Origin of the sequence: Ensifer sp. 4252, assembly GCF_050434565.1 — a bacterium.
In the GTDB taxonomy this organism is placed as follows: domain Bacteria; phylum Pseudomonadota; class Alphaproteobacteria; order Rhizobiales; family Rhizobiaceae; genus Ensifer.
Genome location: NZ_JBNDIU010000001.1, coordinates 794,637 through 819,713, shown reverse-complemented (window position 1 = coordinate 819,713; position 25,077 = coordinate 794,637). Strand labels below are relative to the sequence as shown.

20 protein-coding genes and 1 riboswitch are annotated in these 25,077 nt (G+C 63.4%); of the genes, 8 read left to right on the top strand and 12 right to left on the bottom strand.

The genetic code is table 11. From position 1 onward, the window contains the following. Window positions 1–18 precede the first annotated feature (18 nt). Window positions 19–618, bottom strand: a complete 600-nt coding sequence (locus ABIE33_RS04090) for a DUF6656 family protein (RefSeq protein ID WP_429121715.1) — start codon at window positions 616–618, stop codon at window positions 19–21. 316 nt (window positions 619–934) lie between these two features. After that, window positions 935–1,136: riboswitch (cobalamin riboswitch) on the top strand. A gap of 106 nt (window positions 1,137–1,242) precedes the next feature. Between ABIE33_RS04090 and ABIE33_RS04085 the strand changes: the two genes are divergently transcribed. Together ABIE33_RS04085 and ABIE33_RS04080 are read left to right on the top strand one after the other, a co-directional pair. Continuing rightward, the gene (locus tag ABIE33_RS04085; RefSeq protein ID WP_429121712.1) at window positions 1,243–2,487 is read left to right on the top strand and encodes an aromatic ring-hydroxylating oxygenase subunit alpha; all 1,245 of its coding nucleotides are present in this window, start codon (window positions 1,243–1,245) and stop codon (window positions 2,485–2,487) included. Between the two features lies 1 nt (window position 2,488). Next, on the top strand, window positions 2,489–3,586 hold the full coding sequence (locus ABIE33_RS04080; protein WP_429121709.1) for a 2Fe-2S iron-sulfur cluster-binding protein: 1,098 nt from the start codon (window positions 2,489–2,491) through the stop codon (window positions 3,584–3,586). A gap of 49 nt (window positions 3,587–3,635) precedes the next feature. Here ABIE33_RS04080 and ABIE33_RS04075 read toward each other — a convergent pair whose 3' ends face one another. After that, window positions 3,636–4,697 carry a glycoside hydrolase family 25 protein gene (locus tag ABIE33_RS04075; protein ID WP_429121706.1) on the bottom strand — a complete coding sequence of 354 codons (1,062 nt, stop codon included), beginning with the start codon at window positions 4,695–4,697 and terminating at the stop codon, window positions 3,636–3,638. 417 nt (window positions 4,698–5,114) lie between these two features. Between ABIE33_RS04075 and ABIE33_RS04070 the strand changes: the two genes are divergently transcribed. Next, window positions 5,115–5,546, top strand: a complete 432-nt coding sequence (locus tag ABIE33_RS04070; RefSeq protein ID WP_429123084.1) for a BA14K family protein — start codon at window positions 5,115–5,117, stop codon at window positions 5,544–5,546. 67 nt (window positions 5,547–5,613) lie between these two features. Here ABIE33_RS04070 and ABIE33_RS04065 read toward each other — a convergent pair whose 3' ends face one another. Next, the gene (locus ABIE33_RS04065) at window positions 5,614–6,603 is read right to left on the bottom strand and encodes a transporter (protein WP_429121703.1); all 990 of its coding nucleotides are present in this window, start codon (window positions 6,601–6,603) and stop codon (window positions 5,614–5,616) included. A gap of 198 nt (window positions 6,604–6,801) precedes the next feature. Between ABIE33_RS04065 and ABIE33_RS04060 the strand changes: the two genes are divergently transcribed. The 3 genes from ABIE33_RS04060 to mcpU all read left to right on the top strand — a co-directional run bounded on the left by ABIE33_RS04060 (window position 6,802) and on the right by mcpU (window position 11,789). After that, window positions 6,802–8,583, top strand: a complete 1,782-nt coding sequence (locus tag ABIE33_RS04060) for an acyl-CoA dehydrogenase (RefSeq protein ID WP_429121700.1) — start codon at window positions 6,802–6,804, stop codon at window positions 8,581–8,583. A gap of 11 nt (window positions 8,584–8,594) precedes the next feature. Beyond that, window positions 8,595–9,347, top strand: a complete 753-nt coding sequence (locus tag ABIE33_RS04055) for a crotonase/enoyl-CoA hydratase family protein (RefSeq protein WP_429121695.1) — start codon at window positions 8,595–8,597, stop codon at window positions 9,345–9,347. Window positions 9,348–9,710: 363 nt separating this feature from the next. Further along, complete coding sequence (gene mcpU / locus ABIE33_RS04050) at window positions 9,711–11,789, top strand: methyl-accepting chemotaxis protein McpU (protein WP_429123081.1); 2,079 nt, start codon at window positions 9,711–9,713, stop codon at window positions 11,787–11,789. 54 nt (window positions 11,790–11,843) lie between these two features. On the opposite strand, the gene ABIE33_RS04045 is transcribed toward mcpU, so the two are convergent. Both ABIE33_RS04045 and ABIE33_RS04040 read right to left on the bottom strand, forming a co-directional pair. Next, entirely contained in the window at window positions 11,844–13,094 is a 1,251-nt protein-coding gene (locus tag ABIE33_RS04045; RefSeq protein ID WP_429121692.1) for a class I SAM-dependent RNA methyltransferase, read from the bottom strand. Next, window positions 13,091–13,861, bottom strand: coding sequence for a TlyA family RNA methyltransferase (locus tag ABIE33_RS04040; RefSeq protein WP_429121689.1), 771 nt, complete (start codon window positions 13,859–13,861; stop codon window positions 13,091–13,093). The genes ABIE33_RS04045 and ABIE33_RS04040 overlap by 4 nt, the downstream gene beginning before the upstream one ends. A gap of 248 nt (window positions 13,862–14,109) precedes the next feature. Between ABIE33_RS04040 and ABIE33_RS04035 the strand changes: the two genes are divergently transcribed. After that, window positions 14,110–16,323 carry a methyl-accepting chemotaxis protein gene (locus ABIE33_RS04035; RefSeq protein ID WP_429121686.1) on the top strand — a complete coding sequence of 738 codons (2,214 nt, stop codon included), beginning with the start codon at window positions 14,110–14,112 and terminating at the stop codon, window positions 16,321–16,323. Between the two features lie 138 nt (window positions 16,324–16,461). On the opposite strand, the gene dxs is transcribed toward ABIE33_RS04035, so the two are convergent. From dxs to ABIE33_RS04010, 5 genes are all read right to left on the bottom strand, one after another. Then, window positions 16,462–18,399, bottom strand: a complete 1,938-nt coding sequence (dxs, locus tag ABIE33_RS04030; protein ID WP_429121683.1) for a 1-deoxy-D-xylulose-5-phosphate synthase — start codon at window positions 18,397–18,399, stop codon at window positions 16,462–16,464. Window positions 18,400–18,611: 212 nt separating this feature from the next. After that, window positions 18,612–19,535, bottom strand: a complete 924-nt coding sequence (locus ABIE33_RS04025; RefSeq protein ID WP_429121680.1) for a pirin family protein — start codon at window positions 19,533–19,535, stop codon at window positions 18,612–18,614. Window positions 19,536–19,754: 219 nt separating this feature from the next. Beyond that, window positions 19,755–20,006 carry an exodeoxyribonuclease VII small subunit gene (locus ABIE33_RS04020; RefSeq protein WP_025426149.1) on the bottom strand — a complete coding sequence of 84 codons (252 nt, stop codon included), beginning with the start codon at window positions 20,004–20,006 and terminating at the stop codon, window positions 19,755–19,757. Window positions 20,007–20,008: 2 nt separating this feature from the next. Beyond that, complete coding sequence (locus ABIE33_RS04015; RefSeq protein WP_429121676.1) at window positions 20,009–20,938, bottom strand: histone deacetylase family protein; 930 nt, start codon at window positions 20,936–20,938, stop codon at window positions 20,009–20,011. Window positions 20,939–21,001: 63 nt separating this feature from the next. Beyond that, window positions 21,002–21,976: a zinc-dependent alcohol dehydrogenase family protein gene (locus tag ABIE33_RS04010; RefSeq protein WP_429121673.1), complete on the bottom strand. Its 975-nt coding sequence runs from the start codon at window positions 21,974–21,976 to the stop codon at window positions 21,002–21,004. 16 nt (window positions 21,977–21,992) lie between these two features. Here ABIE33_RS04010 and ABIE33_RS04005 point away from each other — a divergent pair, with 16 nt between their 5' ends. After that, window positions 21,993–22,394, top strand: a complete 402-nt coding sequence (locus tag ABIE33_RS04005) for an acyl-CoA thioesterase (protein WP_429121670.1) — start codon at window positions 21,993–21,995, stop codon at window positions 22,392–22,394. Window positions 22,395–22,406: 12 nt separating this feature from the next. On the opposite strand, the gene ABIE33_RS04000 is transcribed toward ABIE33_RS04005, so the two are convergent. Together ABIE33_RS04000 and ABIE33_RS03995 are read right to left on the bottom strand one after the other, a co-directional pair. Next, entirely contained in the window at window positions 22,407–23,594 is a 1,188-nt protein-coding gene (locus ABIE33_RS04000; RefSeq protein WP_429121668.1) for a thiolase family protein, read from the bottom strand. Then, on the bottom strand, window positions 23,578–25,074 hold the full coding sequence (locus ABIE33_RS03995; RefSeq protein ID WP_429121666.1) for a class I adenylate-forming enzyme family protein: 1,497 nt from the start codon (window positions 25,072–25,074) through the stop codon (window positions 23,578–23,580). Before ABIE33_RS03995 ends, ABIE33_RS04000 begins: the two co-directional genes overlap by 17 nt. Between the last annotated feature and the right edge of the window lie 3 nt (window positions 25,075–25,077).

Here is a 25,077-nt window from a genome sequence, read left to right as displayed (position 1 = left end):
GGGAGCCGGGTCTGCGCTTCAGAGGCTGCGAATGATGCGCCTCAGTGCCTCGTCGCGTGCGCCGAGCATCAGCACGTTCTTGAGCGCGACTTTCGGATCGTCGGTGCGAAAGAGCAGCCCGTTGTCGCGAACGCTGCGATTGATGGTCATCTGTCCCTCTTGCGCGTCGGGCTCGATGGCAACGGCAAAGTACATTCGGGAATAGCCGGTCTGGATGCGTTCGAAGAAGTGTTTCTCGTCGCCGAGGTCGCAGAAGAAGTTGGCGAAATAGAACGACCAGGTGACGTCCTTGGATTGGGCAAGAGGTGTCCTTGCCGCCGTCACGTGGCAATAGCCGAGATGCGGCCGGCCAGCGAGCGTGCGGTGGAAGATCATCTTGGGAAACTGGATCGAGGTATGGAAGTCGTTCATCCGCTTGTGCGTCGTTTCGCCGGCGGTCTTCAGCTTGTGGCCGGTGCGCTCGGCAACCTCGTCATAGCTCAGATAGCGCCGTTCGCGCTGCGACCACTGGCGCCTTTCTATGCGGCCGGTGCGCAGGAACTCGGTGTGGACCGCTGTCTTCGGAGCGATCGTTGGCAGCTTCTCGGCTGCGGCGTCGTAGTATTTGAGCTTTGCCATGAACTTCAATGCGCTGTTTGCCGGTTCGGCCGGTTTCTCCGTCAGGCGACGCTAATGCATTATGGTTAATGGAAGATTTCACTCACGTCGGGGGACCTGGCTCCGCGGCGCGGACAGGCATGTCGCAAAATGGCGAAGGATCCGCGCTTTCTCGCAAGCCTTGCCGGAAAAAGCGACAATTGCCTAATCCTTGATCTATCCCATTGTTTACACTGAAAAATGACCAGTCACGAGGCGTTTGATGCGCTCGATGTGCTGTGTCGTCTTTCTGGAATCGGATGTCGTTAATCGGCAGCTGCGACGATGGCTTCGGCGATTAGATATGCCTACTCAAGGTGCTGCCTTTTAGGGAAGGCGGAGAATTGGGAAGCCGGTCAAAACCCGGCGCTGCCCCCGCAACGGTGGTGGAGCGAAAGCCTCGGCACAAAGCCACTGGACGGTTCCGTCCGGGAAGGCGCCGGGCTGGTCCTTGCGGACGGCTCCTGAGCCCGGAAACCAGCCTTGACACGAACAGACCGTAACGGGTTGCGGCGGGCAGCCGGATCGGAGCCGTCATCGCACAGGCAATGCGCCTGCGCGGGTTCCAGTCCTGCCTCTCCGAAACAAGGCGAACGAGGACAGGACATGGACATCAAGGGCGATATGCTCCGCAAGCTGAAGGGTCGACGCGACGGCTACAGCCTCGACCGGGCCTTCTACATCGACCCCGACTACTACAGGCAGGATCTCGAGAGCATCTGGTACAAGGACTGGCTGTTCATTGGCCACGACTGCGAGATCCCGCGCGCCGGCAACTATTTCACCGTCCAGGTCGGCGACTACCCCCTCGTCATCGTCCGTGACCGACAGGGCACGATCCGCGCTCTGCACAATTCCTGCCGCCATCGCGGCTCGCGTGTCTGCTCGCAGCACAAGGGGGCTTCCGCCAAGCTCGTCTGTCCCTATCATCAGTGGACCTATGAGCTCGATGGCACGCTGCTCTTTGCCCGCCAGATGGGGGAGGATTTCGACAAGGCCGCCCACAGCCTGAAGCCGATCCACTGCGAGACAGTCGGCGGCTACATCTTCATCAATCTGTCCGAACAGCCGATGGATTTCGGCCCGTTCCGCGACATGGTCGCGCCCTATCTTGCGCCGCATCGCCTGGGTGAAACCAAAGTCGCCTTCGAAAGCACGATCATCGAAAAGGGCAACTGGAAGCTCGTCTGGGAAAACAACCGCGAATGCTACCATTGCGCCGCCAACCATCCCGAGCTTTGCCGCACCTATCCCGAGGCGCCGACGGCGACCGGTGTGCAGGGCGCCAAGGATGATCCCGTCATTGCCGCGCACTGGGCCAAGTGCGAAGCGGCCGGGCTGCCGAGCGAGTTCCGCATGTCCGATACGGGCCAGTTCCGCTCGGCGCGCATGCCGTTGATCGACGACGCCGAGAGCTACACCATGTCCGGCACCCGCGCCGTGCGGCAGCAGCTGTCTGCAGACGTCAGCCAGAAGCATATCGGCACGCTCCTGCTGTTCCACTATCCATCGACCTGGAACCATGTGCTGGCCGACCATGCCATCACCTTCCGTGTGCTGCCGCTCGGCCCGGAGCTGACACAGGTGACGACGAAGTGGCTGGTCAACAAGGACGCGGTCGAAGGCGTCGACTACAATCTCGAGGAACTGACGCATGTCTGGACCGAGACCAACGATCAGGACCGACAGATCGTCGAGGAGAACGCTTTCGGTATTCGCTCTCCGGCCTACCAGCCAGGCCCCTATTCGCCCGATCACGAAGGCGGCGTGATGCAGTTCGTCGAGTGGTATTGCAAGTTCATGGAACAGCGCCTGCAAGGCGACGCTGCTCCGCTCTTCCGGGTCGCCTGACATGCAGATGGCATCCTCGTTCCATCACTTCGATGCGCTTCATGTCTGGATCGACAGGCAGCACATGCTCGAATGCACATCGGCGGTCGTCGAGACCGCCGATGTAATGACCTTTACGTTCCGGGCCGAGAAGCCGGCATGGTTTCGTTATCTGCCCGGGCAGTTCGTCACGCTCGAACTGCCGGTTACGGACGACGAGCCGGTGATGCGCACCTACACGCTGTCGTCGACGCCCTCGCGGCCGTTGTCTATTGCTGTCACCGTCAAGGCGCAAGCCGACAGTATCGGCACCCGCTGGATGTTCGATCACCTGAAGCCCGGCATGCGCCTGAAGGCTTTCGGCCCGCTTGGCGATTTCAGCTTCGTGCGGCATCCCGGCGAAAAATACCTGTTCATATCGGCAGGCTCCGGCGTCACGCCGATGATGTCGATGACGCGCTGGATGGCGGATTGCGTTCCCGAGACCGATGTCACTTTCATTTCCTGCGCTCGCCGGCCCGATGATCTCCTGTTCCGCTCGGAGCTCGAAGTGCTGGCGCGCCAGATGTCTGGGCTAAACCTCGGCTTCGTGGTCGAGGGGCATGAGTCAAGGCACGGATGGCACGGGCTGCGCGGCCGCATCGACGGTGCCAAGCTGCCGCTGCTTGCGCCCGACTTCATGGAGCGTACGGTGTTTTGCTGCGGTCCTGAGCCGTTCATGCGCGGAGTGCGCGAGTTGCTGAAGGCGGCCGGTTTCGACATGAGCCGTTACCACGAGGAAAGCTTCCAGCCGGCGGCGGCACCGGCAGCCGAGGAGATCGCCGTCAGGGCAGGCGCGGCAACCGACGCTGAGGCGCAAGGCGCCAAGGTAGTGTTCACCATGAGCGGCAAGGAGATCGAGGCCAAGCCCGGCCAGACGATCCTGCAGGCTGCGCGGGCTAACGGCGTCAGGATCGGGGCCGCCTGCGAAGGCGGCATCTGCGGTACGTGCCGGGTGATGAAGGTCGCCGGCGAGGTCGAGATGAACCACAACGGCGGTATCCTCGACGACGAAATCGACGAGGGCTACATCCTCGCCTGCTGCTCGCGGCCGCTTGGAGACGTGCAGATCGAAGCCTGACAGTGTGGTGATGGTCGCGGGGAGGGATGCTCTTTCCGCGACTGAACCGTCAGCGGTTGGCCGCCAGTCGCACGGTGCGGTCATGCCGGCCAAAATCGATCGATCCCGTCGCCATCGTGTCGACGCCCTCGCCGGCGGCACTGGCAGCTTCGGCTCGGCTGATGAGTAAGGGCTGGCTTTCGATTTTAACCGTCGCCTGGGCAGCGCTGGCCGCGCCGACCCCGTCGTCGGCTTTGGCAATGAGAACGAGCGGCATCGCCTTTTCCGGCAACAGGGCGCCGCCGGCCCAGATTGATCGCAAGGTGGCACTGTTCATTGCTGCGACATTGACATCAATGTCGTCGAGCGTACCGGGCACACGGTAAGGGCATCGCTTTTTGCCGCAGTTGGTGCCGGAGGAGAACTGCCACAGCGCATAGCTGTCCCAGTTGCCCATTGGGAAAACCTGACGGATATCGGGCTTGTAGCGGGCATACCAGAGCGGCAGACGCGACAGCAGCCGATGCTTGGAGCGGTTGGCCGCGATGTATTTTGCCGTGACGTGGTTGGTATAGAGCATCGGGTAGCGGCCGGTGCGGGTCTTGATGTGTCCGGCAAAGATCGCCGCATCGTCGAGCGACATGTATTTGTCCGAGTCGATGCCTTCGAGATCGAGCACCATCAATTCGTCGTCGCGCGGGGTCGCATAGTCAAGGAAGTGGTTGGCCTGATCGACCGGGTTGCCGGGGCGGGCGAGATGGTAGGCGCCCCACAGCAGCCCATGGGCGCGGGCGATCATCCGGCGGGTCTGGTACAGCTCGCGGCTGACCGCGTACTTGCGCCACATCGTCTTGCAGTGGGCGACGGTATCGCCGCCGTGATCGCCAGTGCAGGAAAAGCTTTCCGGCAGGCCGTCGGAGGCCTTGCCGATGAAGCCGGAGATGCGCTTGTCGGAAAGCATTGCCTCCCAGTCGATGCTGTTCATCTCATAGGCATCAACGATGATGGCGTTTGATTTCGACTTCCAGGGCTCGAGCTCGGCGGCGCGTGCGTTCGCCGCCGCGAAAGCCAGACCCAGAAGGGTCGCGAGGCGCAGAATCATCCGTATGGTGGAGATATACCGCTTTGCCATTCAGTGAGATTGCCGACTCTACAGTTAATGGATCGTAAATCCCAGTCCCCGAGCCGACTGTGCTTGAGACCGTGGCGAATGTATAGAGACTTGCGGCTGTATATGAGCGAGTTCTTCTGTTGTCGGCGCTACCGTGGGCCGGCCCGCTATCTGCAACTCCACAGAGCACCTATCACAACAACGAGGGCGGCCTCTCGCCATGTGCATCGTCGGCCGGACGCGCGACTTCGCATGCCGGAACATGGAACAAAACCGGTCACTTAGGCGTTGCGCCAGGATTTCGTTGCTTTCGATCGAGCAAGAGTCGGGATCAGTATCGACACAGGGATAAAATCGCGCAAAACTGGCGGTTGTGATGGTGGCTCGCTGGCGTCGGAAGAGGCGCACGGTGCTCTTATGGAGAGTTATATGAGAACAATGACAGGCAAGTGGTTCTCCGCAGTGATTGCTGCCGCGGTCTTGATGACTTCGGCTGTGCCGTCCCGGGCTTTCATGCCGGCTCCGCCGCGTGTTGAACGGCAGAGCGACGCCACCGAGATCCAGTACCGTCGACCCGGCTACGAACGGCGTGGCAATTACTACTATTACAACGGCTATCGCGGTTATAACTATCGCCGTCCGGGTTATCGCTACTACAACGGCTGGTGGTACCCGATGGCTGCCTTTGGTGCCGGCGTGATCATCGGCGGAGCCATTGCCCAGCCGCCGCGCTACGAGCGTCCCGCGCCTGCCTATGGCAGCCGCCATGTGCAGTGGTGCTACGACCGCTACCGCTCCTACAGGGCTTACGACAACACCTACCAGCCCTATGGCGCCCCGCGCCGGCAGTGCTATTCACCGTACAGCTGAGGCGGCAAGAGCTGGCAAGCAAGAGAGGTCGCGAAATTCTCCCGGCCTTTTTCATGTCGGGCTGCGGCTACAGAATGCCGATCCGCCTGAGAATCCACCAGGCAAGGCCCATGGAAAGCGCGATGAACAGCGCCGCGTAAAGCGTGCCGCTGCCATCGGCGAAGGGGAGGGCGCCCGTATTCATGCCGAAGAAGCCGGTGACCAGCGTCGGCGGCAACAGGAAGGCCGTCATCAGCGACAGGATGTAGAGGTGCCGGTTGGTTTCGGACGAAATCTTGCTGTCGATTTCCTCGTGCAGTAGCCTGGCGCGTTCCTGGAGCGCGAAGACGTCGCGATCCACGGCCTCGAGCCGATCGTAGAGGCGCTCGGTAACGTCGATGAAGCCGGGCGGCACCTCGTCTTCATCAGATGCACCGGCGCGGCGAAGCAGCGCAAGGATCGTGCGCAGATGCCGGTGAAGACGAACCACCGTCCGGCGCAACGGCGCCAGGCCCGGCTGCTGCCGGTGGCCGGCTTCGCCGTAGACATGATCTTCGATGACGTTCAGCTCTTCGGTCAGTTCGAGTACCAGCGAGATCAGCGTGCGCTGGAATTCAACCACCAGCATTTCGAAGAGATCGATCGGCCGCGCGCATTTGGTGCTCTTTTCGACCGCGGCCTTTACTCGGTCGATGCTGCGCAACGGATGCAGCCGGGTGGTGATGATCACCTTGTCGCTGACCGCGAAATGCAGCCAGCCGATCGTCTTCGTCACCGCATCGAAAGTACGCTCGAAATCGACCAGCGTTCCGTGCACGATGTCGTCGGAAACGGTGATGGCGGCCTGGGTATCGTGGCTGGTCAGCGTCGTGACTGCGGCTGGCGACAGGTTGCCGATCCGCTCGATGAGCGCCGGCGTTCGCGCGTCCGAAAGCGCCAGATGCAGCCAGACCCAGCCGTCGCCCTGGATGAGACCGTCGATCGAGGCATCGTTGGCGATGCGCTGGCATCGGCTTTCGCCAGGCAGGAAGCGGTAGGCCCAGACCAGGCCGGGTATCTCGGGGGAAATCAGGTTCATTTGAGCGCCTTGGCGATGGCCATCGTTACTGGCTTCTATGCGCCGTTGATGACAGTTTTGTTACGGTGCCGTCAGCACCGGCAACCATCACCGCGCGGGGCTGAAATGACGTTGACGTTTACGTAAAAATCAATAGTGTTCGGCCAAACGAAGATGCGCCGGCAACTGCGAAAGCGCCCGGTGTCTGGGAGGATCATCATGTACAAGGCACCCGTTGACGAGATTGCATTCACGCTGAAGCACGTGGCCGGAATGGCCGGTGCGCTGGAAAGCGGCGCGCTTGGCGACCTCGGCGAGGATCTCGTGGATGCGATTCTTTCGGAAGCCGGACGGTTCGCAACCGAGGAAGTGGCGCCGCTCGGCGACGTCGGCGACAAGCAGGGCTCGCGCCTCGTCGATGGCAAGGTTCAGACACCGGACGGTTGGCGCGATCTCTATCACAACTGGATCGGTGGCGGCTGGAACGGGCTGACGGCGCCCGAGGAATTCGGCGGCCAGAACCTGCCGCATATGCTGCATGTCGCGGCCATGGAAATGTGGAACGCCGGCTCGATGGCGTTTGCGCTCGGGCCGACGCTCACGATGGGGGCGGTCGACGCGCTGGAGAAGCACGGTTCCGAGGCACTCAAGGCTACCTACCTGCCGAAGATGGTGTCCGGCGAATGGACTGGCACCATGAACCTCACGGAGCCGCATGCCGGTTCGGATCTCGGCGTTCTCAAGACCCGGGCCGAGCGCCGTGACGACGGCACCTACCGCATCTTCGGTCAGAAGATCTTCATCACCTGGGGCGAACACGACTTCACCGACAATATCGTCCATCTCGTCCTGGCTCGGCTGCCGGATGCGCCTGCGGGCACCAGGGGCATTTCACTGTTTCTCGTGCCAAAGTTCCTGGTGAATGCCGACGGCTCGCTCGGCGAGCGCAACGATCTGTTCTGCCATTCGCTTGAGCACAAGCTCGGCATCCACGGTTCGCCGACCTGCGCGATGATCTATGGCGACGGCAAGTTCGGCGCCGAGAAAGGCGCGATCGGCTACCTCATCGGCGAAGAAAACCGCGGCCTTGCCTGCATGTTCACGATGATGAACAACGCCCGTCTTGCGGTCGGCATGCAGGGCGTTGCAATCGCAGATGCTGCCACCCAGAAGGCGATCGCCTTTGCCAAAGAGCGCACGCAGGGCAAGGCGCCCGGCTGGTCCGGCCAGGGCATGAGCCCGATCATCGAGCACCCGGATGTAGCGCGCATGCTGCTGACGATGAAGGCCCTGACGCAAGGGTCACGCGCCATCGCCTATGCCTGCGCCCACGCGGTGGACATGGGCCATGCGGCAGAAGGCGAAAAGGCGACGTGCTGGCAGGAGCGCTCCAGCCTTCTGACGCCGGTCGCCAAGTCGTTTGCCACCGATGCCGGCGTCGACGTCGCCTCGCTCGGCATCCAGGTTCATGGCGGCATGGGCTTCATCGAGGAGACCGGTGCTGCCCGTTACTTGCGTGACGCCCGCATCGCCCCGATCTACGAGGGCACCAACGGCATTCAGGCGATCGATCTCGTCACCCGCAAGCTGCCGCTTTCGGGCGGCGAACACGTTCGCGGCTTCATCGCCGAGTTGCGTGAAATCGGCGCCGCGGTCCGCGCCTCCAACCGCGAAGGTTTTGGCGAGACGGCGGCGCGCCTCGATGCTGCGCTCGATGATCTCTCCGATGCGACGGAATGGCTGCTTGCGGCCGTGTCGGCCGGCAAGCTCTCTGAGGCACTGGCCGGGGCCACAGCCTACCAGCGCCTGTTCGGCCTTGCCTTAACGGGTGCCTACCTCGCCAAGGGTGGTCTCGCCGAAGCGTCTGATGGCAAGGATGAGCAGCGCATCGCTCTCAGCCGTTTTGCCGCGGAAAACATGCTGGCGGAAACCGCCGCCTTGAAAGATCGCGTCGTTACCGGTGCCGACAGCCTTGCTGCCGCGCGCGCCGTCTTGGGTTGAGGGGAAATATCATGACCGACCAGGTGCTTGTCGAACGCCCGGAGGCCTATCCGGGTGTTCAGGTCATCCGCTTCAACCGGCCGGAAAAGAAGAACGCCATCACGCGTGACATGTACGCGAAGATGACCAACGCGCTGACGGTCGCCGGCAGCGATCCTGCCGTTCGCGTCACCGCTTTCCTCGGCACCGACGGCTGCTTTTCCGCGGGCAACGACATGGCCGACTTTCTGGCGTTCGCCATGGGCGGCAGCATGGGAAATGAGGTCATCGACTTTCTCAAGGCACTCGCGACTGCGGCAAAGCCCGTTGTCTCCGGTGTCGACGGCCTGGCAATCGGCATCGGCACGACCATCCATTTGCATTGCGATCTGACGATCTCTTCCGCCCGATCGGTCTTCAAGACACCCTTCGTTGATCTGGCCCTGGTGCCGGAGGCGGCATCGAGCCTGATTGCGCCGCGCATCATGGGACACCAGCGCGCCTTTGCCCTGCTCGCAGCCGGCGAGCCGCTGGAGGCGCGTGACGCGCTCGAAGCCGGGCTCATCTGGAAGATCGTCGGCCAGGATGCCGTCGAAGACGAGACGCTGTCGCTCGCGGCGCGACTTGCCAAGAAGCCGCCGGAGGCGCTGCGCATCGCCCGCGATCTCGTCCGCGGTGATCGCAGCGACGTGATTGCGCGCATCGACGAAGAGGCGAAGCATTTCGCCGCACAGCTGAAGAGCGCCGAGGCAAGGGCCGCGTTCGAGGCCTTCATGCGTCGCTAGGGCGATTCCCTGCATCCTTTTCGGTGCCGGGACAAGCAAAGCTGGGGGCGGTCTTTTAGCCGCCCCAGTGTGAAGATCGCGTTGCTCCCCGCATCCCGAACTTGCACATGTCAATTTTAATCGCTTCTTAAATAGCAATCGCTAGCGTGCGGCGCGATAGGCCTACCCTCATGAGGGTAGGCCCCGGCCGCATGAGGCATGGCTGGCTCCGCCTTTTTGGCATGTTCAACGTTTTCCCGAGGCTTGACCAACCGCCATTCCGGCGGGTGAGCGATGCTGCGCGTGAAAATCATCGAGAGCTCATGTCCGGCGAAGCACGCCGGCCCCTGTTAGGAGCCCATCTTGTCCAAGCGATCGAACCTCATGACGCGCATTCTTGTCGCCGCGTCCTGTGTCGTTGTCACCGCCTTTGCCGGCTTCTCCGTCTATATCGACACGCTTCAGTACGATACCACCACCAAGGCGGTCGAAGAAAACATCTCGTCCTCCGGCGTTCAGGCGGCACAGAGCGTCGCCAAGTGGCTCAACGGCCGCGTCACATTGACGGCGATGGTGGCCGACGCCGCCGGTCGCGCGACCGATGACAATGGCGTCCAACCGATCCTCAAGAACGACGTGCTGACCAGCGAGTTCATCTCGACCTATGTCGGCAACGAGAGCGGCAAGTTCATCACCTGGCCAGACAATCCGATGCCGGCCGGCTACGATCCGCGCCAGCGCCCATGGTACCAGCAGGCCGTCAAGGCCGATGCGCGCGTCCTGACCGAGCCCTATGTCGACGCCTCGACCGGCGACCTCATCATCAGCGCCGCCGTTCCGGTCAAGCGCGACGGCAAGCTTTACGGCGTTACCGGCAGCGACTTCTCGCTGGAAACGCTGGTATCGATGGTCAAGGGCATCGACGTCGGCGGCGAGGGCTTTGCCTTCCTCGCCAGCAAGGATGGCCAGATCCTCGTCCATCCCGACGCCAAGCTCGTCACCAAGACGCTCGCGGAGGCCTTCCCGATCGATACGCCGACGATCAGCTCCGGCATCATGAACACCGAACTCGACGGCAAGCCGATGATCGTCAGCTTCGTCCCGGTTCAGGGCCTGCCTTCGGTCGAGTGGTATGTCGGCTTCGTCATCGATGCCGATGTCGCCTATTCGGCGATCGACCAGTTCCGCATTGCCGCCACCGTCGCGACCATTCTCGCCGTCGGCGTCATGCTCGTCTTCCTCGCAACCTTCCTCAACCGCCTGGTCATCCGCCCGGTCACCGACATGACCGGTGCGATGGAGAAGCTTGCGGCCGGCAATCTCAACGTCGAAATTCCCGGCGAAGACCGCCGCGACCAGATCGGTTCGATGGCCGCGGCCGTCGGCGTCTTCCGTGCCAATGCGGTCGAGCGCGCCCGTCTCGAAGACGAAGCGGACGCGAACCGCTCGCTGTCGGAGCGCGAGCGTCTGGAGCGCCAGGCCCGCGATGCCCGTGACGCCGCCGAAGTGCAGCAGGCCGTCGACGGCCTGGCGACCGGTCTCGGCCGTCTGGCCGAGGGCGATCTTGCCTACCGCATCGACAATCCGTTTGCCGATCGTCTCGACCGCCTGCGCGCCGACTTCAACAACTCGGTCGCCAAGCTGCACGATACGCTCTGCGCCGTTGGCGCCAACGCCCGCGGCATCGATGCCGGTGCAACGGAAATCCGCTCGGCCGCCGACGATCTCGCCCGTCGCACCGAGCAGCAGGCTGCCTCCGTCGAAGAGACGGCAGCAGCGCTTGAGGAGATCACCACCACGGTCAAGGATTCCGCCCGCCGCGCCGAGGAAGTCGGTGCGCTGGTCGCCCGCACCCGGGCCGGTGCGGAAAAGTCCGGCGAAGTCGTTGCCAATGCTGTTGAGGCGATGCATGCGATCGAGAAGTCCTCGGGCGAAATCTCCAACATCATCGGCGTCATCGATGATATCGCCTTCCAGACCAACCTCTTGGCGCTGAATGCTGGTGTTGAAGCGGCGCGTGCCGGTGATGCCGGCAAGGGCTTTGCCGTCGTCGCCCAGGAAGTGCGCGAGCTTGCCCAGCGCTCGGCCAATGCGGCCAAGGAGATCAAGGCGTTGATCACCACCTCGGGCAACCAGGTGCGCAGCGGCGTGACGCTTGTCGGCGACACCGGCAAGGCGCTGGAGACGATCGTTTCCGAGGTTCAGGAGATCAACAAGCATGTGAGCGCGATCGTGACCGCGACGCGCGAACAGTCGACGGGCCTTCAGGAGATCAACACCGCGGTCAACACGATGGACCAGGGCACGCAGCAGAACGCGGCGATGGTGGAAGAGCAGACGGCGGCAAGCCACGGTCTCGCCTCGGAAGCCGCCTCGCTCAATGCGCTTCTCGCCCAATTCAACCTCGGCAATACCCAGAGCGCCTATGCGCCGGCACCGATGTCCCGTCGCCGGGCGGCATAAAGCTGCCGTATCAACCCGAACGATGAGAAAAGGCCCGGAAAACCGGGCCTTTTTCTATTTTTCCAGCGTTGCGACTGCCTCGACATGGGCCGACCAGAGGAACTGGTCGATCGGCGTGACCGACGTGATGCGATAACCGGCAGCAACCAGGATCGCGAGATCGCGGGCAAGCGTTATCGGATTGCAGGAAACGGCGACGACTTTCTTGACGCCGGAGCGGGCGATTTCCTGACACTGTACCTCGGCGCCGGCGCGTGGCGGGTCGAAGACGATAGCGTCGTAGACCTTCAGTTCCTGAACCATAAGCGGACGACGGAAGAGATCGCGCTTCTCGATCGTCACCGGCTTCAGCCCTTGCGTATTGCGGGCGGAAAAGTCGAGCGCCTTCAGCGCCTTGTCCTCACCCTCGACCGCGTGCACGCGGGCCTTGCGGGCCATACGCAGCGCAAAGGTACCGCTGCCGGCAAACAGGTCGGCAACGCGCTTTGCCTTACCGATATGATCGAGCACCAGCGCCGCCATCGCCTCTTCCGCGGCAAGCGTCGCCTGGGTGAAGCCGCCGGGGGGCGGCGAGACCGCGACACCGCCGAACTCGATCACCGGCTTCGTCGGTTCGACGATGATCTCGCCATTGAGGCTGACGCGGGCAATGCCACGTTCGCCGAGAACCGTCTCGACGGTGCGCCGGCGTTCGCGGTCGCCAAATCCCTTGATACCGTCGACCGAGAGATCGAGGCCTGAAAGCGTTTCGAGGACGGTTATGCGGAATGGTTCGGCGTTGACGGCCATGGCCGAGCCGATCTTGCCGATGGTGGCGAGCCGCGAGACGATACCCGGGCTCGTGACGGGACATTCCGATATCGCGACGATGTGGTGGCTTTCCGCCTGGTTGAAGCCGAGAAGCAGATCTTTCTCGGTCTTGCGGGCAGTGAACACGGCGCGGCGGCGCTCTCCTGGATGGGCGACGATTAGCGGTGCGACATCAGGCTTCAACCCCTTCGACTTCAAGGCGCTGATCACGAGGTCGCGCTTGAACGTCTGGTAGAGGCCATCGGCCGCATGCTGCAGCGTGCAGCCGCCGCAGGTGCCGTTCTGACCATCCGGGCCGAAATGACGACAGTGCGGCTCGACCCGATCAGGCGATGCTTCGCGCAGCGAGATCAATGTGCCTTGAGACTTGTTGACCGCCAGTGCTGCGCTTTCGCCCGGCAGGGTGAAGGGCGCATAGACGGGACCCGCCTCGGTTTCGGCAATGCCGTCGCCCTGCGCGCCGAGGCGGGCAATCGTCAAGGTCTGGGTGCTCATGGCTTTTTCCCGGCCAGCAGGAATTCGACGTTGCCGTCGCCGCCTGATATCGGCGAGGGGATGAGGCCGAGGCTCTGCCAGCCCATGTCCTCGACAAGCCAGCGCTCGAGTTCGGCGGCAACCGCCGGCGCGCTGTCTGGATCCTTGAGCAGGCCAGCCTTGCTGATCGCATCGCGACCGGCCTCGAACTGCGGTTTGACCAGCAGGATGCAGTGCGCGCCGGGAAGGGCCATCTCAAGTGCCGGCGGCAAGGCGAGTTTCAGCGAAATGAAGGAGACGTCGGAAACGATGAAGGTGACGTCGCGGTTCTCGATGTCGTCCTCGGTCATCGCACGGGCGTTGAGGCCCTCGATACTCGTGACGCGCGGATCGCCGGCGATGCGCGGGTGGATCTGGCCGTGGCCGACATCGATGGCAACCACATGCTCGGCGCCGCGCTTCAACAACACTTCGGTGAAGCCGCCGGTCGAGGCGCCGATATCGACGCAGCTTTCACCGGTGGGATCGAGCGCGAAATGATCGAGCGCTGCGGCAAGCTTCAGCGCTGCGCGCGAAACATAGTCCTGTGCCGGATCGTCGATGGTGATGGTCACGCTTTCGGCAAAGGCCAACGACGGCTTGGTGACCGTACGGCCATCGACCTTGACGGTTCCGCGCTGGATCGCGTCGCGGGCACGGGCGCGGCTGGCCACCAGTCCTGTATTGAGCAGCAACTGGTCGAGGCGGACTCTGTTCTTGTGTTCTTCGTTCTGGCGTTCTTCTGACATGTGTTTCTCATGGAGGGTTGCCGGCCTTATGGCAAGCCCCCTCGCTGCAGAGCGGGCCGCGCGGCGGGAAAGACCTGGCAACAAAACCTCTAATGGATAGGGTAATATTCACTCCTCCTTAAATGATGAGTGGCACTTTCGGCCGATGTCGCAGCCTGCATGATGCAGGATCTCCGCCCCAAGACGGACCTCCCGACGCATCTGATCATCCCTCGACCTGACGCCGCCCGGCGCAAGGAGTTTCCCGCATGTCCCGCTTCCATCTCAGGCTCTCGCACCGCATTGGCCTGCTTGTGCCGATCGCCGTCGCCGGCATTCTCGCCATCGTCGGCATCTTTGTCGTGGAGCGGAACATAGAGGAGGACTACCGCCAGCAGGTGCAGACCCATAGGGACGCGGACCGCACGCTTCTGGTGCTTGAAAGCCAGTTCCTGCAGAACCGTCGCGCGGAGAAGGACTTCCTGCTGCGGCGGGAGGAGAAATATGTTGCCTCGCATCAGGAAATCGCCGCCAAGGCGAATGAGACGATCGCCGCCCTCGGCAATCTGCTCGACAGCCAGTCGACGCTGTCGCAGCTCAAGCTGATCTCCGAGGGCTACGAGCGCTACCTCGGTGAGTTCGTGGCGGTTGCCGATGCCAACCGCACGCTCGGCCTTGAGCCGTCAGCCGGCAAGGAGGGCGCGATGCGTGCTGCCGTTCACTCGATCGAGGAAGCGCTGAAGTCCGTTTCGGACAAGGGGCTGCAGGCGAGCATGCTGACGATGCGGCGCCACGAGAAAGACTTCATCATGCGGCGCGATCACAAATACGTCGAGAAGCATGCGGAAGAGGTCAAGACCTTCGGTGGTTTCCCCGCTGAGGCGTTTGGCGGCAAGGACGTCCGGGCCAAGATCCTGGCGGCATTGAAGAATTACAGTATCGCCTTCGCGGATTACACCGCACTGGCCGAAAACGAGACGGTCTTGCGCACGCGGATGTCGGAGACTTTTTCGAGTGTCGAGCCGATCTTCGAGCAGATGGCGACGGCGATCGAGACCGAGAAGGTTGACGCCGAGATCGAAAGCGCAGCGATTCAGCAGCTCGCTGAGAAAATCGCACTCGGCGCGATCCTGGCGGCCATCGCCATCATCGCAGCAACCGTCTTTCTCGTCGGTCGGACGATTTCCAGGCCGATCGTCGCCACCACCCGTTCGATGACGCGTCTTGCCGAGGGCGATACCGTGTCCGCTATCCCCTATGCCGGCCGGAAGGACGAAATCGGCGAAATGGCCGGCGCCGTCGAGATCTTCCGGCAGGCGGCCATCGCCAACCAGAGGCTGGAGAAGGAGGCCGCGCAAAACCGCGCGCGCGCCGACGCCGAGCGGATACGCCTGCAGGAGGAAGCTGAAGCTGCCGCCCAGGCCCGCCTTCGTCAAGCGACCTTCGGTCTCGCTGGCGGCCTGCAGCGCCTGGCCGCCGGCGACCTCGCCTTCCAATTGTCCGAACCCTTTGCTCCAGACTTCGAACCACTGCGTCATGACCTGAATTCGGCCGTGTCCCGGCTCGGCGATGCATTGGCGGCGGTCGCCGATACCAGCGGCTCGATCGACGGCGGCTCGCAAGAAATCAGCGAAAGTGCCGACGACCTGTCGCGGCGCACGGAGCAGCAGGCCGCATCGCTGGAAGAGACCGCGGCGGCTCTCGACGAGATCACCGCCAACGTCACGAGCTCCACCCGGCGTGCCGAAGAAGCGCGCATCGTGGCCGGCGAGGCAAATTCGAGCGCGGCCAAATCGGGCGTCGTGGTGGCGAGTGCGGTGGAGGCGATGCGCCGTATCGAAAATTCCTCCGGCCAGATCTCCAACATCATCGGCGTCATCGACGAGATTGCCTTCCAGACCAACCTCCTGGCGCTCAACGCCGGCGTCGAAGCGGCGCGGGCGGGCGAGGCCGGGAAAGGCTTTGCCGTCGTCGCCCAGGAGGTGCGCGAGCTTGCCCAGCGCTCGGCAAAGGCCGCCAAGGAAATCAAGGAGCTTATCCGCAATTCCAGCGTCGAGGTCGAAGGTGGGGTCAAGCTGGTGCGCGATACCGGCGAGGCTCTGAAGGCGATCGGTGGCCACGTGGCCACCATCAACCAGCACATGGACGCGATCGCTATTTCGGCGCGCGAACAGTCTGTGGGCCTGAGCGAAGTCAACACCGCCGTCAACCAGATGGATCAGGTGACGCAAAAGAATGCGGCAATGGTCGAAGAGGCCAACGCTGCCAGTGCCCAGCTTGCCAGTGAGGCCGGCCGCCTGCGCGAGCTCATCACCCGCTTCACGCTTCCGGGTCGCGCGAATGGCACGACTGTGGCAAGCGATCTGCGCGCCATGGCACGCACGATGGCGGCGCCGTCGGCACCGATGCGTTCGGCAAGGGCGACCCGCCCGGTATCGCATGGCAATGCGGCGGTGGCGCAGGACGATTGGCAGGAATTCTGATCGTCGCCTAATAAAGCAAAGACCCCCGAAGTTAGAGGGCCAACTTTCGGGGGTCAGTTCATTCATCACCGGGGTCTTTGTGTCTCTGACTGCCCGCTCATAGCGGCCGTCGCACATTCCGCCTTCGGCCGCGTAGCCTTAGCCAGCCGCGCCGATGCCGATATCCTGCTTCTGGCCGAGCGCCTTGAACACCGTGGAGACGATGCCGGCGCGGTCGAGACCGGCGGCGGCATACATCGCTTCAGGCTTTGCCTGCTCCATCCAGATGTCGGGCATGACCATCGGGCGAACTTTCAGGCCGCCGTCGAGCAACCCGTCTTCGGCGAGGAATTGCAGCACATGGCTGGCGAAGCCGCCAACGGCGCCTTCCTCGATGGTGATCAGCACTTCGTGATGGCGCGCAAGCTGGCGGATGAGATCGTGGTCGAGCGGCTTGGCAAAGCGTGCATCGGCAACGGTCGTCGAAAGGCCTGCCGCATCGAGATCTTCGGCGGCCATCAAACAGTCGGCGAGGCGCGTGCCGAAGGAGAGCAGTGCCACCTTGGAACCCTGCTTGACCACGCGGCCCTTGCCGATTTCCAGGATCTGGCCGCGCTCCGGCATCTCGACGCCCACGCCTTCGCCGCGCGGATAGCGGAACGAGATCGGGCCGGCATCATAGGCTGCCGCCGTGCGCACCATATGCTTGAGTTCCGCCTCGTCGGCCGCCGCCATGACGACGAAGCCGGGCAGGGTGGCGAGGTAGGTGGTGTCGAAGGAGCCCGCATGGGTCGGCCCGTCGGCGCCGACGAAGCCGGCGCGGTCGATCGGGAAACGGACGGGCAGGCCCTGGATCGCCACGTCGTGGACGACCTGGTCGTAGCCGCGCTGCAGGAAGGTGGAGTAAAGCGCTGCAAACGGCTTGTAGCCTTCGGAGGCGAGACCGGCCGCAAAGGTCACCGCATGCTGTTCGGCAATCCCGACGTCAAAGCAGCGAGAGGGATGGGCTAGGGCAAACTTGTCGAGCCCGGTGCCGGATGGCATGGCGGCCGTGATCGCAACGATCTTGTCGTCGAAGCCCGCTTCCTGCGTCAGGGCTTCGGCGAAGACCGAGGTATAGGCGGGGGCGTTCGGCTTTGCCTTTGCCTGCGCGCCGGTGATGACGTCGAACTTGTTGACGCCGTGATACTTGTCGGCAGCGGCTTCGGCGGGCGGATAGCCCTTGCCCTTCTGCGTCACCACATGGATCAGCACCGGGCCCTTGGCGTTGTCGCGCACATTGCGCAGCACGGGCAGCAGGTGCTCGAACGAGTGACCGTCGATCGGGCCGATATGATAAAAGCCCATCTCCTCGAACAACGTGCCGCCGGTGACGTAGCCGCGGGCGTGCTCGACGGCGCGGGTGATCGCCCGGTCGACCGTCTTGCCGAGGTAAGCCGTCAGTTTCTTGCCGACTTCGCGGATACCCATATAGGTGCGGCCGGAAGCGAGGCGCGCCAGATAGGCGCTCATGGCGCCGGTCGGCGGTGCGATCGACATGTCGTTGTCGTTGAGGATGACGATGAGGCGGGCATCGAGCGCGCCGGCATTGTTGAGCGCCTCATAGGCCATGCCGGCCGAAAGCGCGCCGTCGCCGATGATGGCGATGACATTGCGGTTCTTGCCGTCGAGATCGGCGGCAACCGCCATGCCGAGGCCGGCGGAAATCGATGTAGAGGAGTGCGCGGCACCGAAGGGGTCGTATTCGCTTTCGGCGCGACGGGTGAAGCCGGAAAGGCCGCCTTCCTGGCGTAGCGTGCGGATGCGATCGCGACGGCCGGTCAGGATCTTGTGCGGATAGCACTGGTGGCCGACGTCGAAGATCAGCCGGTCATGCGGCGTGTTGAATATCTTGTGGATGGCGATCGTCAACTCGACGACGCCCAAGCCCGCGCCGAGGTGACCGCCGGTGCGCGAGACTGCATCGATCATCTCTGCCCGAACTTCGCCGGCAAGCTGCGGCAAATCCCTGTCGTCGATCTTCTTCAGATCGTCGGGAAAGGTCACCTTGTCGAGCAAGGGGGTTGCCGGCATCGGGTTGGTTGGCAGTTGTGTCACGCTGCATGCCTCATGCGCACCGCAGGGATCGGGTGCGCGATAGTTGGTGGTACCGTTAAAGCGGCTCTTTAGACGCAATTGCTGCTGAATGCAAAATTAGGCTTTCCTGCGTCGTTGTCCAAGACACTACCGCATGATTCCCTGAATCGAAATCGATTTAAGGAAACATGCGGCAACTCGAAGCGGCAAGCAGTCGTGGTTATCCCGTGCCCTCAACCGGCGGGCAGGGGCACGAATTCCTCCTCGTCGCCGGGTACGATGTCGAAGCGGCCAGTGCGCCACTCTTCCTTGGCCTTCTCGATGCGGTCCTTCGACGACGACACGAAATTCCACCAGATATGGCGGGCCGAGCCGAGTGCTGCACCACCGAACAGCATGATGTGACAGCCGAGCGGACCGGCGGTGACGGTGATTTCATCGCCGGGACGGAAGACCAGCAACTGATTGTCGGCGAAGTGATCGCCGGCAATGATTGCTTCGCCGGACAGGATATAGAGCGCGCGCTCCTCCCAATTGGCGGCAAACGGTGCGCTCTTGCCGGGCGCAATGTTGAGATCGACATAGATCGTGTCGGTAAAGACGGAGACCGGGGATTTCTGCCCTTCGAAGCTGCCGATCACGACGCGGGCGTCGATACCGCCGTCGCTGAGCTGCGGCAGCATGTGCCGCTCGGTGTGGTCGAAGATCGGGTCGATCTCTTCCTTGTGGTCGGGGAGCGCCAGCCAGGTCTGCAATCCTGAAATCGAGCGTTCGTGACCGCGTTGGTTTTCCGGAGAGCGCTCGGAGTGAACGATGCCGCGGCCGGCGGTCATCAGGTTCACGTCGCCGGGGCGGATAACCATTTCAGTGCCGAGGCTGTCGCGATGCTTGATCTCGCCGTCGAACAGATAGGTCACGGTCGAAAGGCCGATATGCGGATGCGGCCGAACGTCGATGGCTTCACCGGCGCGCAAAAGCGCCGGCCCCATGCGGTCGAAGAAGATGAACGGCCCGACAAGCCGCCGCTTGGCGGTCGGCAGCGCCCGGCGAACTTGCAGGCCGCCGATGTCGCTGGTGCGGGGGATGATCAGGTGTTCGATGGCATCGCAGGCGGGTTTGTCGCCGGCGAGCGGGTCGGGGCCCGGAAAGAAGGACATGGTGCACGCTCCCGTTGTTCGTATGGTCTTGAGCGAGCCTACAGCGCCGCGCGTCAAACATGACGCGCAAAGGACGCTGTAGCGCTTGATACCTGCTGCATAATTTTCTCCCTAAATCGATTCCGATTTAAGGAATTATGGAGTAGCGCCGAACCCGGGTTGCGGGTAGGAGCGAGGCGAAGACGCAGCGTTTCCGGACGTTGACCAATCCCCGGACGGTTACTCGGCGTCGAGCGGTTCCACGCCCTGCGGCTTGCCGGCGCGGTCGAGCCTGATCTTTTCGATCCGGTCCTCGGCCGCCTTCAACAGCGCCTCGCAGTGCTTCTTCAGCGCTTCGCCGCGCTCGTAGATCTCGATCGACTTGTCGAGCGCGACATCGCCGCGTTCCAGCGCCGAGACGATGCGTTCCAGTTCCTCGACGGCTTGCTCGAAGGAGAGGGCCGAAACGTCCGGTTGCGTGGTGGTGGTCATGGTTACCCTCTCATCAGTCTTAGAATATGCATGCCGGCCGACTCGGCCAGCCCCTGCAGGTCATAGCCGCCCTCGAGCAGGCTGACCATGCGGTTGCCGGCGCTGCGGCCGGCGATCTCGTGCAGGCGGCCGGTCGCCCAGTCGAAATCCTCGGCGACAAGGTTGATCTGCGCTAGCGGATCGCGGTGGTGGGCATCGAAACCGGCCGAGATCAGGATGAAGTCCGGTCGAAAATTGGTCAGCGCCGACAGGACGCGAGAACGGAACGCCTCGCGGAAATGCTCGCTGCCGGTGTTGGGCGAGAGCGGTGCGTTGACGACATTGCCCTTCACGCCGGTTTCGTCCTTGGCACCGGTGCCGGGATAAAGCGGCATCTGGTGGGTCGAGCAGAAAAGTACCGACGGATCGTCCCAGAAAATGTCCTGCGTGCCGTTGCCATGGTGCACGTCCCAATCGACGATCGCGACGCGCTCTGCCCCATGCGCCACCTGTGCGTGGCGGGCGGCGATCGCAACGGTGTTGAAGAAACAGAAGCCCATGGCCTTGTTCTTCTCGGCGTGGTGGCCGGGCGGACGGGCGGCGACGAAAGCGTTGTCGGCCTTGCCTGTGAAAACCGCATCGACCGCCTCGACCGCGCCGCCGATGCCGGTCAGCGCCGCCTCGAGGCTGAACGGGCTGGCATAGGTATCGGCTTCCAGATTGGCGATACCCTCTTCGGGGATGGCGCGCTTAACAGTACGCAGGTGCTCCTCCGGATGCACGAGCAGCACCAGGTCTTCGCTCGCCTTCGTCGCCTTTACGCGCTTGAGGTCGGCGAAATTCGGGTGTTCGAGCGCAAGGTTCAGCGCCTTCAGCCGGTCCGGCCGTTCGGGGTGACCTTCCGGAACCTCGTGTTCCAGGAAGACCGGGTTTTCATAGAGCAGCGTGGTCATGCGCCGAAACTAGTGCTGCATCCCGCCAAGGTCCATGGCGCGCCCAAGGGAAAGTGCTGATTTTCAACAGCGCGTATCGATGAGCAGCTTGCCGTCGCGGCGAGAATCCGCCTGATGCGCCAGAGCCTCATCAAGGCGGCTGAGCGGGTAGATTTGCGCAATCCGGCTTGAAAAAGGGCCGGTGCGAAGGCCGGCAAAGCTCTGCGTGAAAGCCTCTTCGATGGCCTGCCGCCCGGCGGCGTGCACCCAGGTTCTCAGCCACAAAAAGGAGAAGCGCACGTCCGGCCGCGCCTGGATCGCCGGTATCGGCACGGGCACGCCGCTAAGCGCGCCATACTGAATGAACGCGGCTCCTGGCTGCAGCGTTCGGCTGATAAGGTCGCCGGCAAACGGCCCGCCGACCGCGTCGAGAATGGCGTCGAAAGCAGGGCCCGAAGGGAGACGACCCTCGTCGGCAACGACGATTTCGCCCACGGCGTCGGAAGCCAGCCGCTGGGCGCTGCGTTCGTTGCGAACGATCGCGACCGGCCTTGCACCTTCGCTCGCGATGAGCTTCGTCAGCATGCCGCCGATGGCCGAACCCGCAGCGGTCACGCCGATCCTGCGGCCGGTCATCGATCCGAAATGAGCCTTGAGCGCTTCGATGAGCCGAAGTGCCGTCAGCGGATTGACGTAACTGGTGGCCGCCTGGCGGTCGTCGATATCGTCAGGCACCGCAAAGCACCATTCGGCGGGTCGCACCAGATGTTCCTGCCAGAGACCGCTTGCGCCGATCGGGATCACGCGATCGCCGGGCTTCAAGGTCGTAACGCCGGCGCCGACGCGGGCAATTGTGCCGACGCCTTCGAAGCCGGGCACGAAGGGCAGGGTGGTCCGTGCGCTGTAGGCGCCGGTGACCGGAATGAGGTCGGAGGGATTGATGGCCGACAGGGAGAGCGCGACCTCGACCTCGCCGGGCCCCGGCGGCATGCGCTCGGCATCGACGAGCGCAATCACTTGTCGCGGATCGCCGAACTGGCTAACGAGGGTGGAGCGCATTCTAAGAGGACCTCGCATGGACGGCAGGGAGCGGGAGAACGTCACGGAAATCCGCATTCCGTTTCGCGATATAGACATGCATGGCCACATGCACAATGCCGCCTACTATGCCCATGCCGAGGCGGCACTTTCCCATCTCTGGCGGCATCGGCCGTCGGCCGTCCATGAGCCCGCCTATCTCGTGCGCCGCTCGGCCTGCGTCTTCCATCGCGGCCTGCGCTATGACGAGCCGGCGCGCTTCATCGTCACTGTCGCCAAGATCGGCGGAAGTTCGGTAAGCTTTGCCGTGCGCGTCGAGGCGGCAGGCCAGCTTGCGGCGGAGCTCGAGATCGTCTGGGTCGCCGTCGATCGCGAGCGGCATACGCCGCTGCCGGTGCCGGCCGCAACGCGCGAATGGCTCGGCAGCTACATTCTCTGAACCATCAGGAAATTATTCGTTGGGCCGCAGGCTGCGGAACAGCGCGACGCCGCCCATGCCACCGCCGATGCCCATCATCGCCAAAGCTTCCGTTTCTATCGGGGCTGCCAGCATCTGCGTGAAAAGCCGCACCACCATGATCGCGCCGGAGGCACCATAGGGGTGACCGAGCGCAATGGCGCCACCGTCGAGATTGACCCGATCCGGCGCGATGTCGAGTTGATCGAGGCTGCCGAGCACCTGCGAGGCGAAGGCCTCGTTGAACTCGATGAAATCGATCGCGTCGACGTCGAGTTTCGGATTGCGCTCCCTAAGCTTGGCCATCGCCGGCACCGGCCCGAGCCCAAGCAGATCGGGATGCACGCCGGCGGTCGTCGCGTCGATGAACTGAAGCGCAAAGGAAATCCCGAGGCGTTGCGCTTCGGCAAGGCTGGTGACCAGAACCATCGCCGCACCGTCGTTGATCGGGCAGGCATTGCCGGCTGTCACCGTGCCGTCCTTGACGAAGACGGGTTTCAGTCGTTGCAGGGTTTCGAGCGATGCGTTGGCGCGCGGGCATTCGTCCGTGTCGACGGTCCCGGCTGTCGTTTCGATCGGTACGATTTCGCGTAAAAACCGCCCGGCGCCCTGGGCGGCGACGGCGCGTCGCTGGCTTTCGAGCGCAAAGACATCCTGTCTTTCGCGGGAAATGCCACAGGCCGTCGCAACGTTTTCGGCAGCAACGCCCATGTCAGGATCGCCGATCTCGTCCGGCGCCATGCGCGAGCGCTTGATCGGTTGAGGCTCTTCGCCGGGGATCGTCGGCGGCCTCAGGCGAATATGGGCGCGGCTGGCGCTCTCTGTGCCGCCGGCAAGGTAGAAGCGCCCGGCGCCCGCCTGAATGAGCCGCGCGGCAAGGGTGATGGCTTCGAGCCCGGCACCGCATTGCCTGTCGATGGTAAGGCCTGGTGTCGACACTGGAAGTCCGGCTTCGAGCGCCGCCAGCCGCCCGAGATTGCCGGCGCAGTTGGCGGCGTTGCCGAGGATAACGTCGTCGACCGCATCCGCCGCCAGACCGACATCGGCGAGAATGCGGGTGATCAATGGCGCGGCGAGGCGAGCCGGTTCGATTTCCGCGAGCACGCCGCGCACACGCCCGATCGGCGTGCGCAGGGCCGCCACGATCACCGGTGTACGCGATGGGTCAGACGAAGGGCTCAAGGGCGTCATGTCCGTCCACAATCCATTGCTTGAGAGTGCCGGCCGCCACCTTACCAGATTGCGTCATCGGTAAGGCACGGCAAAGCCAGATCCGTCGTGGATGTTTATAGCGCGGCAGATGATTATTGAGATGACGGTCGATCGATGCTCGGTCGACTGTCACAGCATTCGGCTCGATGACGGCGACGAGTTCGCTGCCGAGATCGGGATGATCTAGGCCGAGAACGAAGGCCGCATGCACGTCGGCATGCCCGGAAAGCGTCGCTTCGACCTCTTGCGGGTAGATGTTGTTGCCGCAGGAGAGCACCATGCCACCGGAGCGCCCGACGAGATGCAGGGTGCCATCGGCATCGAGGAAGCCGAGGTCGCCGACGGTTGCGAGCCGGCCGACGCGCCTGAGCCCCGCACCATCCCCGGCACCGATATAGCCGTTCGAGATCAGGTCGCTGTCGACGAAGATCGTGCCGGTTTCACCTGATGCCAGCGGTCTCTCATTCTCGTCGAGCACGATGAGGCCGACACCGGGAAACGCCCGTCCGACGGCGGTCGCCGATGCGGTGTCTCCAGGGCCGGCCACGCTGATGAAGCCGAGCTCGGATGCTCCGTAGTATTCGATGATCTCCGCCTGCGGAAGGGTTTTCGCAGCGGCCGCACGATCGGCGGGTGTCAGTTTGGCACCGGCAACCGTGATCTTCCGCACTGAGGTCGAAGCGGAGGGCGCTGTGCAGAGTCGCCGCAGCACCGTCGGCACGAGTACAAGCCGCCTGACGTCCAGCGAGGCGATAGTCTCGGACGCGCGCGCCGCATCGAAATGTGCCATGCCGACGAATTCGGCGCCGGCAACCAGGGTTTCGGCGAGCGCATAGAGCGTCAGCCCATGCGCCAACGGGCCGGGGGCGAAGGTGCGCGTGTTGCCGTCGGTGCCAAAAAAATCCGGCCCGGTCTTCAGGCTGCGCCGCCAGGAGCCGCGATCGCGCACGATGGCTTTCGGCATGCCCGTGGTGCCGGAAGTGAAGACGACGAGAAACGGCTCGTCATCGGCGCCGATGGCGATCGGCGAGCTATCGTCGCCGGAACCGGCCGTGAAAGTTATGCTTTGGCCGGTAGCGGTTGCGTCGAGCCGCAGCCCGTCGCCGTCAGCGCGAACGAGGACGTCGGGTCGTAGCAGCTCACGCATTGCTAGACGGGTCGCGTCAGGCAGATGCGGGTCGATCAGTGCCACGCAATGACCGCCCGATGTTGCAGCGGCGAATGCGGCGGCGAAAAGGGGATGGTTGCCGATCTCCAGAGCGATCAGCGTCGTGGTGCCGGGCAGCACGTTTTCACTCTCGGAGTCTGCAGTCAGGTTCCCGAACGCGGAAACCAGTTGACCCGCACAAAGCGCAAGCTCCCGGAATGTGAAAACCCGGCCTTCCATGCGGAAGGCCGGGACATGCGGGATTTGTTCCGCATGGCGTGCAATGGCGGCTGCAAACGGCATCGG

Excerpts from the sequence above, each read along its gene's own strand:
- ABIE33_RS04045 (WP_429121692.1), bottom strand. The coding sequence starts at position 13,094 with ATGAGCACCCAGACCTTGACGATTGCCCGCCTCGGCGCGCAGGGCGAC.
- ABIE33_RS04090 (WP_429121715.1), bottom strand. The coding sequence starts at position 618 with ATGGCAAAGCTCAAATACTACGACGCCGCAGCCGAGAAGCTGCCAACG.
- ABIE33_RS04070 (WP_429123084.1), top strand. The coding sequence starts at position 5,115 with ATGACAGGCAAGTGGTTCTCCGCAGTGATTGCTGCCGCGGTCTTGATG.
- ABIE33_RS04005 (WP_429121670.1), top strand. The coding sequence starts at position 21,993 with ATGGACGGCAGGGAGCGGGAGAACGTCACGGAAATCCGCATTCCGTTT.
- ABIE33_RS04060 (WP_429121700.1), top strand. The coding sequence starts at position 6,802 with ATGTACAAGGCACCCGTTGACGAGATTGCATTCACGCTGAAGCACGTG.
- ABIE33_RS04065 (WP_429121703.1), bottom strand. The coding sequence starts at position 6,603 with ATGAACCTGATTTCCCCCGAGATACCCGGCCTGGTCTGGGCCTACCGC.
- ABIE33_RS04055 (WP_429121695.1), top strand. The coding sequence starts at position 8,595 with ATGACCGACCAGGTGCTTGTCGAACGCCCGGAGGCCTATCCGGGTGTT.
- ABIE33_RS04075 (WP_429121706.1), bottom strand. The coding sequence starts at position 4,697 with ATGGCAAAGCGGTATATCTCCACCATACGGATGATTCTGCGCCTCGCG.
- ABIE33_RS03995 (WP_429121666.1), bottom strand. The coding sequence starts at position 25,074 with ATGCCGTTTGCAGCCGCCATTGCACGCCATGCGGAACAAATCCCGCAT.
- ABIE33_RS04020 (WP_025426149.1), bottom strand. The coding sequence starts at position 20,006 with ATGACCACCACCACGCAACCGGACGTTTCGGCCCTCTCCTTCGAGCAA.
- mcpU (WP_429123081.1), top strand. The coding sequence starts at position 9,711 with ATGACGCGCATTCTTGTCGCCGCGTCCTGTGTCGTTGTCACCGCCTTT.
- ABIE33_RS04040 (WP_429121689.1), bottom strand. The coding sequence starts at position 13,861 with ATGTCAGAAGAACGCCAGAACGAAGAACACAAGAACAGAGTCCGCCTC.
- ABIE33_RS04035 (WP_429121686.1), top strand. The coding sequence starts at position 14,110 with ATGTCCCGCTTCCATCTCAGGCTCTCGCACCGCATTGGCCTGCTTGTG.
- ABIE33_RS04025 (WP_429121680.1), bottom strand. The coding sequence starts at position 19,535 with ATGTCCTTCTTTCCGGGCCCCGACCCGCTCGCCGGCGACAAACCCGCC.
- ABIE33_RS04080 (WP_429121709.1), top strand. The coding sequence starts at position 2,489 with ATGCAGATGGCATCCTCGTTCCATCACTTCGATGCGCTTCATGTCTGG.
- ABIE33_RS04015 (WP_429121676.1), bottom strand. The coding sequence starts at position 20,938 with ATGACCACGCTGCTCTATGAAAACCCGGTCTTCCTGGAACACGAGGTT.
- ABIE33_RS04085 (WP_429121712.1), top strand. The coding sequence starts at position 1,243 with ATGGACATCAAGGGCGATATGCTCCGCAAGCTGAAGGGTCGACGCGAC.
- ABIE33_RS04010 (WP_429121673.1), bottom strand. The coding sequence starts at position 21,976 with ATGCGCTCCACCCTCGTTAGCCAGTTCGGCGATCCGCGACAAGTGATT.